Origin of the sequence: Faecalimonas umbilicata (assembly GCF_004346095.1) — a bacterium.
Lineage (GTDB): Bacteria > Bacillota > Clostridia > Lachnospirales > Lachnospiraceae > Faecalimonas > Faecalimonas umbilicata.
In genome coordinates this window covers 1-6163 of sequence record NZ_SLZV01000050.1, presented here as the reverse complement: position 1 = coordinate 6163, position 6163 = coordinate 1, and the positions used below count along the sequence as shown (strand labels likewise).

Genomic DNA, 6163 nt, shown 5'->3' with positions numbered 1-6163 from the left:
TTTGTGAAAACTAAGGAACCGCCTAGTACTGAACGGTATGCTAGGTGGTGTGAGAGGTCGGCTAATCAATTAATGATTAGCCTCCTACTCGATTTCGTAAAATGTACATAAAGAGAAGTGTTGAAAACAGAACTGAAATGTATAAGGAAGAGAAATGCGGGCATACTGACAGATAGAACAGAGTAGCAAGCGAAAAAGTGGGGGGGGGTAATCAGTATGTTAAATTTTTTATGTGGGATGTGGGCCGGAAGTACGATCGGAGTATTGGTGATGTGTCTGATTCAAGGAGGCAAAGAGGGAGAAGTGAGAGAAGACAAAGAAAAGTAAGAAGAGGGGGAAGAACATTTTTTAGAAAAAATGTAGAAATTAGTAACAAAAATGTAAGAAAAAATAGCTTGCATCAGAGGGAATCGAAAGGTATAATGTGTTTACATCATTTCAAATTCATTTCAATCAAATCAATTTTCGCAGGTACGGGTCGTACCAATATCCGACAGGATGTTATTTCATGGACTTTCTGATTATAAAAGAAAGGAAAGAGTATGAATTATCAACAATTTATTGAAGAAGTAGAAAGACGAGTAAAAGAAAAAATCAAGGGAAATGAGACGATTACCGTCTATATCCACACAGCAGTTAAGAATAATGGAAAAGAACGAAAAGGGATTACTGTGTCAGAGAAAGGAATCCATATTTCGCCTACCATTTATTTAGAAGAATATTTTCAGCAGTTTCAGGAAGGGAAGCCGATTGAGAAAATTGTGGAGAAGATTCTTCAACTTTATGAGGAAGTTAAGTGCAGTCATCCATGCGAGGAGAGTCTTTTGCAGAATTATGAAGAGCTGAAGGGGAAATTTGCATGCAAATTGATTCATCGGGGAAAAAATGAAAAGCTACTGAATGACATCCCTTATGTTCCGTGGATGGATCTGGCAATAGTAGTGTTTGTCCTTTTGGAAGTCAGTCCATATGGAACGGCGACAGTTCTTGTCAGGAAGGAACATTTGGAAATATGGGGACTGACAGAAGCACAACTTTTCGATGAGGCGAAAAAAAATACGCCGATTCTGCTTCCGTACCAGTTTTGCCCGATGCGGAAGCTGCTTCGGGAAATCTGCCCATATGCAGTGGATGAGGGAGAAGAGGAAGAAGAAAGTCTATATGTACTTTCCAACAAGCTGAGAAGTTTTGGAGCAGCAAGTATGCTCTATGAGGGGATCCTTGAGAAGGTGGGGCAGAAGCTGGGAGAGAATTATTATATTCTTCCGAGCAGCATCCATGAGGTGATCGTTGTCCCGGAGAGCAAAAGTCCGGTGAAGCAGGACCTGGAAGAAATGGTCAGAGAGATCAATGAAACGCAGGTGGAAGAGGAGGAAGTGCTTTCAGACAGAGTATATTATTTCAGTCGAAAGGAAAATCGATTGTTTTTATAGTTGGGCTTTACTTTTGAAAAAAAGTATGTTATTATAAGAAAGCGGTTTACGAAGTAAATGCGCCATATACACCTATAGCTCAGGGGATAGAGCACCGCCCTCCGGAGGCGGGTGCGGCGGTTCGAATCCGCCTAGGTGTGTATACCAATAGGAGGTAATTATGAAGCGGTCGAAGCGGACGGCGAATTCTTTCAGGAGGTATATCAGGCGTTACTTAAAAGCAATGTGTAGAAAGAGAAGAAATCAGAAGAAGCATCGAAGTGTGAGGTGTCAAAGAGCACAAGTGCTGTTTCGCATGAGTTTTATCCTGATTATCGCCAGTATTCTTTTTACCAATGAAAAATCACAGAAGATCACATCAGAGAAATCAAAGTCAGTTCAGACATCTGAGCATTATCTATTAGAGAACAATCCATTAGAAAAAAATAAATATCAGCCATTGAATTACCTTGTCGTGGATTATTTTACAAAACTATCTTCAGGAGATTTGGATGGAATTTGCAAACTATATGAGTCATTTAGTGAAGAATCTTTCGAAAAGATAAAGAACGGACAGAATCTGGCTGAATGGTATCAGGGAATTGATATTTACACAAAGAAGGCGAAAGAGCCACATGCCTATGTTGCCTTTGTCAGCTATCATATGAAACTTCGCGGTGCAGACCTACTTTTGCCTGGGCTTGAGACGATGTATGTCAGAGAAGAGAAAGATGGAACTTTTCATCTTGTGGACAAACCTTATGAGCCGGAAGTTGAGCAGGAAATTAGAGCACTAGCCAAAGAAAGAGCAGTCAGAGAACTTCTCTGTCAGGTGGAAAATCAGTATGCATATGCGAGCAGAGACAAAGAAGCATTGCAGAGCGCTTTGGCATGGCAGCAAGGCAGTGATGAGTAGAGAGAACACAGAAATAGGTATAGAAAAAGATGCCCGCAGGGAAACGAACTGAGGTAACCACTCAATTTGTACCGATGGGCATCTTTTTGCTGCTCAAAAATTTTTTCAAAATCTAATTTAAATTGATCTTCTTCGACAAAATATAGTGCGTGATCACATAGGCAATCACTGCCTGCACAATGGCGAGTATGAGAGAGTTCTTCGTAATAGAAAGAAAATATTCTGTCTGAGAATAAGATTCCGTGAAGAATCGGGTTGTCTCCGAACCGAACCCGATAGTATTTGGAAGTGTCCCTGAGAGAACACTTGTCAGTAAAACAATCACTGAAACAAGGGCGGTAAGACCTAAATAAGTCAGCAGTGCCATTAAAATCCGATGTTTGGAGAAAAGCTGTCCGACTGCAATGCAGAAGTAGATTAAAATAATCCCTGTGAATGCAGAGATGCAGTTTAATAAGAACATCAGGATAAAAAAGGCGTTGGAGTCCATTCCCAGTTCTTTTGTCAGAGCTTCAGATAGTTCCGGCCAGTGGGCGGAAACTTCTGGAACCATGACAAGAATGATAAAAGAAGCAAAGATAATGACAGTATCGATCAGCGCCCAAAGACCGCCAACCAGTGTACGGGCAAGCAGATGCTGTCCGGGCGTCACCGGCAAGGTAAAAGCCAGGTATCCTTCATCACTAAACAAACTCTGATAGAACCGGACAGAGATAAACAGTTGTGTACCGGTACTGATACCCACAAGCGAAAACAAGTAGAGCGTGATTAATATGATAAAGACAACAGTTGGAACCCGTTCGTAAACTTTTCCTGTAATAAAAAAGCGTCCGAGAATACTTGCAAGCAGAAGCAGAGCATGAAGTGGAAGCAACAGTCGTGACTGCGAGCGCATTTCATATTTCATTAATCGACTTAACATTGGAACACCTCCCGGAATAATGTATCGATGGATTTCTTCTGCTGAAAGCGAATCTCATCTACCGAATGGTTTAAAATCAGTTGCCCATTCTGAAGAAAGAGAACGCGATCGAGTATATTCTCAATCTCTGCGATCAAGTGCGTAGAGAGCAGAATCGTCGCATTTTCGTTGTAATTAGAGAGAATGGTACTCAGAATATACTGTCGGGCAGCAGGATCGACACCGCCGATCGGCTCATCCAAAATATAGAGATCGGCATCCCGGCTCATGACAAGGATGAGCTGTACTTTTTCCCGGGAACCCTTTGACAATGTGCGGAGTCTGGCGTCCGGACTGATCCCGAGGCGCTCCAACATTTCCAGTGCACGTTCTTTGACAAAGTTCGCATAGAAATCATCAAAATAAGCGATGATTTCACGCACTTTCATCCAGTCATTCAGATAGGTGCGCTCAGGGAGATAAGAAACAATCTCCTTTGTCCGTGTGCAAGGCGCCATTCCATCGATCAGGACTTTTCCGGAAGTAGGAGTGAGAAGTCCGTTGATCAGTTTGATCAGTGTAGATTTTCCACTTCCACTTGGACCGAGAAGCCCTACAATCTGTCCGCGCTCCAGTGTAAGTGAAAAATCAGAAAGTGCAGGAAAATGATTGTATTCTTTTGTTAAAGACTGACATTGTAATATTGGATCCATCTAGTTCTCCCCCTCTGCTGCTTTTGTTACTAAAGTAAGCAGCTCTGCACGTGAAAAGCCGAGCTGCTCCATCTTCTGAAAAAATTCTTGAATATGTTCTGTTGCAAGTTCCTTTTTCATTTGTGTCAACATCTCTGTATCTTCTGTGATAAATCTCCCGCTTGTCCGCTGTGAGTACACAAGACCGCTGCGTTCGAGCTCTGACAATGCTTTCTGCATTGTGTTCGGGTTGACAGCAGCTTCCAGTGCAAGATCCCGGACAGAGGGCAATTTATCTCCAGGCTGATAGACTCCCGCGATAATATCCCTTTGAATACGCTCCATGAGCTGAAGGTAAATTGGGCGGTCATTGTCCAGTGTCCATGACATAATTTTATCACCTCGTTTGTATTATTGATATAATACAATTATTTTAAAGAGAAATGGAAGAAAAGTCAAGAGAATGGAGAAAAGGATTATTCATTTGTAGAGATAATCTGGTCTGCAAGGTCTGGATAAAAGGTCTGGCGGCGAAGCATCTCCATCTCGTATTTATATGGTGCGTAGGATTTCTTCTCTTTTGTCGGAGAAGGAATATAAGGGGTCTCAAGGATTTTCGGGACATCTGTAAAATCCGGGTGATGTACGATATAGGAGAGTGCATCAAATCCAATTTCTCCAAATCCGATATTGGCGTGCCGGTCTTTGGCGGCTCCAGAAGGATTCTTACTGTCGTTGACATGGAAGACTGCAATCTGATCCTTTCCGATCAGACGGTCAAACTTTTCGATGACACCGTCAAAGTCATGGATGATATCGTAACCGCTGTCGCTTGTGTGACAGGTGTCGAAGCAGACGCGCAGTTTGTCGCTGTGAATGACACCGTCATAGATCTGTGCGAGTTCTTCGAAGCTGCGTCCGATCTCAGATCCCTTTCCCGCCATGGTCTCCAGTGCAATGTTACAAGGGGTATCAGCTGTGAGTACCTCGTTGAGTCCTTTGATAATCTGTGCAATTCCAGCTTCGGTTCCTGCTCCGACATGGGCGCCTGGATGCAGAATCAATGTTTGACTTTTGCAGGCGGCAGTCCGTTCAATCTCGAGCTGAAGAAATTGTACTGCAAGCTCGAAAGTCTCAGGTTTTACAGAGTTTCCGAGATTGATGATGTAGGGAGCGTGGACGATGATTTCTTCAATCTGATGTTGGGACAGATAGTCCCATGCGGCATCAATATTTAATTCGCTGATAGACTTTCTTCTTGTATTCTGGGGTGCCCCGGTATAGAACATAAATGTATCTGCACCGTAGGAAACCGCTTCTTTTGCGGAGCCAAGCAGCATTTCCTTGCCGCTCATTCCAACATGTGAACCTAATTTCATAGATAGACCTCATTTCTGTAAAGTCCCCCGCAGGGGGGACTATTTTTTGATGAATTTTTCTTTTGGCATTTTGCAAAGTGGGCAGGTAAAGGAGTCTGGAAGTTCCTCAAAAGGAGTTTCTCCGTCATAGACATATCCACATACCGAACATACCCATGTTTCCTTTTTTGCCAGAGTTTCTGTTTTTTCAGTTTCCTCTTCCGAAAGATAGGTCGGAGCATTTTTAGGACTCTTTCCTTTGATGACTTTGTGGTAGTAAGCATAAGTCATAGCAGGATCTGTCCCTTTGCTATCGCCATCGATCACTTCCCCAAGGAAGACGGTGTGTGTGTTTGTCTCCATCTGATCAATGATCTTACAGACGATATATCCGCAGCAGTCAGTGAGTACAGGCAAATGTTCCTGCTCCTCATAAGAAACTCCGGCAAACTTATCTGTGTCGCGACCTGACTGAAAGCCAAACTGACCAATCAGTGAGGGATCAGACTTTTCGGATAAGATAGAAACAGCAAAAACACCGGCACGTTTCATACAGTCGTTTGTATAATTATCATGATTCATACTTACTGCGATGGTAGCCGGAGAGGATGTGATCTGCATAACACTGTTGGCGACACATCCGGTTGGACGGCTTCCATCCAGGGTAGTAACGACGTAGACTCCGTAAGACAAATTGCGAAAAACATTTGTGTTCATAAAAAAATCCTCCTTTATCTTTGATAATAGTAATTGTTACTGAAATTATATCACAAATGAATGCCAGTTACAACTAGTATAGAATAAATTAAATTTCTGCTATATATTTTTGAGATGATGTATGGTAAAATAGTGTTATCAAAGAAAGGATGATCGCTATGAGAAAA

The 6163-nt window shown here is 42.4% G+C and carries 8 protein-coding genes and 1 tRNA gene; 4 read left to right on the top strand and 5 right to left on the bottom strand.

Going from position 1 to position 6163, the window contains the following annotated elements; genetic code table 11:
* Window positions 1–216 precede the first annotated feature (216 nt).
* The 4 genes from EDD74_RS14835 to EDD74_RS14820 all read left to right on the top strand — a co-directional run bounded on the left by EDD74_RS14835 (window position 217) and on the right by EDD74_RS14820 (window position 2328).
* Window positions 217–327: a DUF3789 domain-containing protein gene (locus EDD74_RS14835; protein WP_009262774.1), complete on the top strand. Its 111-nt coding sequence runs from the start codon at window positions 217–219 to the stop codon at window positions 325–327.
* A 215-nt stretch (window positions 328–542) separates the two neighbouring features.
* On the top strand, window positions 543–1433 hold the full coding sequence (locus tag EDD74_RS14830; protein ID WP_009262773.1) for a DUF5688 family protein: 891 nt from the start codon (window positions 543–545) through the stop codon (window positions 1431–1433).
* 68 nt (window positions 1434–1501) lie between these two features.
* A tRNA-Arg gene (locus EDD74_RS14825) sits at window positions 1502–1573 on the top strand.
* A gap of 20 nt (window positions 1574–1593) precedes the next feature.
* On the top strand, window positions 1594–2328 hold the full coding sequence (locus tag EDD74_RS14820) for a hypothetical protein (RefSeq protein ID WP_116441835.1): 735 nt from the start codon (window positions 1594–1596) through the stop codon (window positions 2326–2328).
* A 112-nt stretch (window positions 2329–2440) separates the two neighbouring features.
* Here EDD74_RS14820 and EDD74_RS14815 read toward each other — a convergent pair whose 3' ends face one another.
* The 5 genes from EDD74_RS14815 to EDD74_RS14795 all read right to left on the bottom strand — a co-directional run bounded on the left by EDD74_RS14815 (window position 2441) and on the right by EDD74_RS14795 (window position 5996).
* Window positions 2441–3250: a hypothetical protein gene (locus EDD74_RS14815; protein WP_016439253.1), complete on the bottom strand. Its 810-nt coding sequence runs from the start codon at window positions 3248–3250 to the stop codon at window positions 2441–2443.
* Window positions 3244–3942 (bottom strand): ABC transporter ATP-binding protein, encoded by a 699-nt coding sequence (locus EDD74_RS14810; RefSeq protein ID WP_016439252.1) that lies wholly within the window; start codon window positions 3940–3942, stop codon window positions 3244–3246. The genes EDD74_RS14815 and EDD74_RS14810 overlap by 7 nt, the downstream gene beginning before the upstream one ends.
* On the bottom strand, window positions 3943–4311 hold the full coding sequence (locus tag EDD74_RS14805; protein WP_016439251.1) for a GntR family transcriptional regulator: 369 nt from the start codon (window positions 4309–4311) through the stop codon (window positions 3943–3945). It abuts the gene before it with no gap.
* Window positions 4312–4397: 86 nt separating this feature from the next.
* On the bottom strand, window positions 4398–5300 hold the full coding sequence (locus EDD74_RS14800) for a deoxyribonuclease IV (protein WP_116441836.1): 903 nt from the start codon (window positions 5298–5300) through the stop codon (window positions 4398–4400).
* A gap of 39 nt (window positions 5301–5339) precedes the next feature.
* A complete protein-coding gene (locus EDD74_RS14795; protein WP_116441837.1) occupies window positions 5340–5996 on the bottom strand; it encodes a flavin reductase in 657 nt (218 codons plus the stop codon).
* Between the last annotated feature and the right edge of the window lie 167 nt (window positions 5997–6163).

Excerpts from the sequence above, each read along its gene's own strand:
- EDD74_RS14800 (WP_116441836.1), bottom strand. The coding sequence starts at position 5,300 with ATGAAATTAGGTTCACATGTTGGAATGAGCGGCAAGGAAATGCTGCTT.
- EDD74_RS14820 (WP_116441835.1), top strand. The coding sequence starts at position 1,594 with ATGAAGCGGTCGAAGCGGACGGCGAATTCTTTCAGGAGGTATATCAGG.
- EDD74_RS14810 (WP_016439252.1), bottom strand. The coding sequence starts at position 3,942 with ATGGATCCAATATTACAATGTCAGTCTTTAACAAAAGAATACAATCAT.
- EDD74_RS14835 (WP_009262774.1), top strand. The coding sequence starts at position 217 with ATGTTAAATTTTTTATGTGGGATGTGGGCCGGAAGTACGATCGGAGTA.
- EDD74_RS14830 (WP_009262773.1), top strand. The coding sequence starts at position 543 with ATGAATTATCAACAATTTATTGAAGAAGTAGAAAGACGAGTAAAAGAA.
- EDD74_RS14805 (WP_016439251.1), bottom strand. The coding sequence starts at position 4,311 with ATGTCATGGACACTGGACAATGACCGCCCAATTTACCTTCAGCTCATG.
- EDD74_RS14815 (WP_016439253.1), bottom strand. The coding sequence starts at position 3,250 with ATGTTAAGTCGATTAATGAAATATGAAATGCGCTCGCAGTCACGACTG.
- EDD74_RS14795 (WP_116441837.1), bottom strand. The coding sequence starts at position 5,996 with ATGAACACAAATGTTTTTCGCAATTTGTCTTACGGAGTCTACGTCGTT.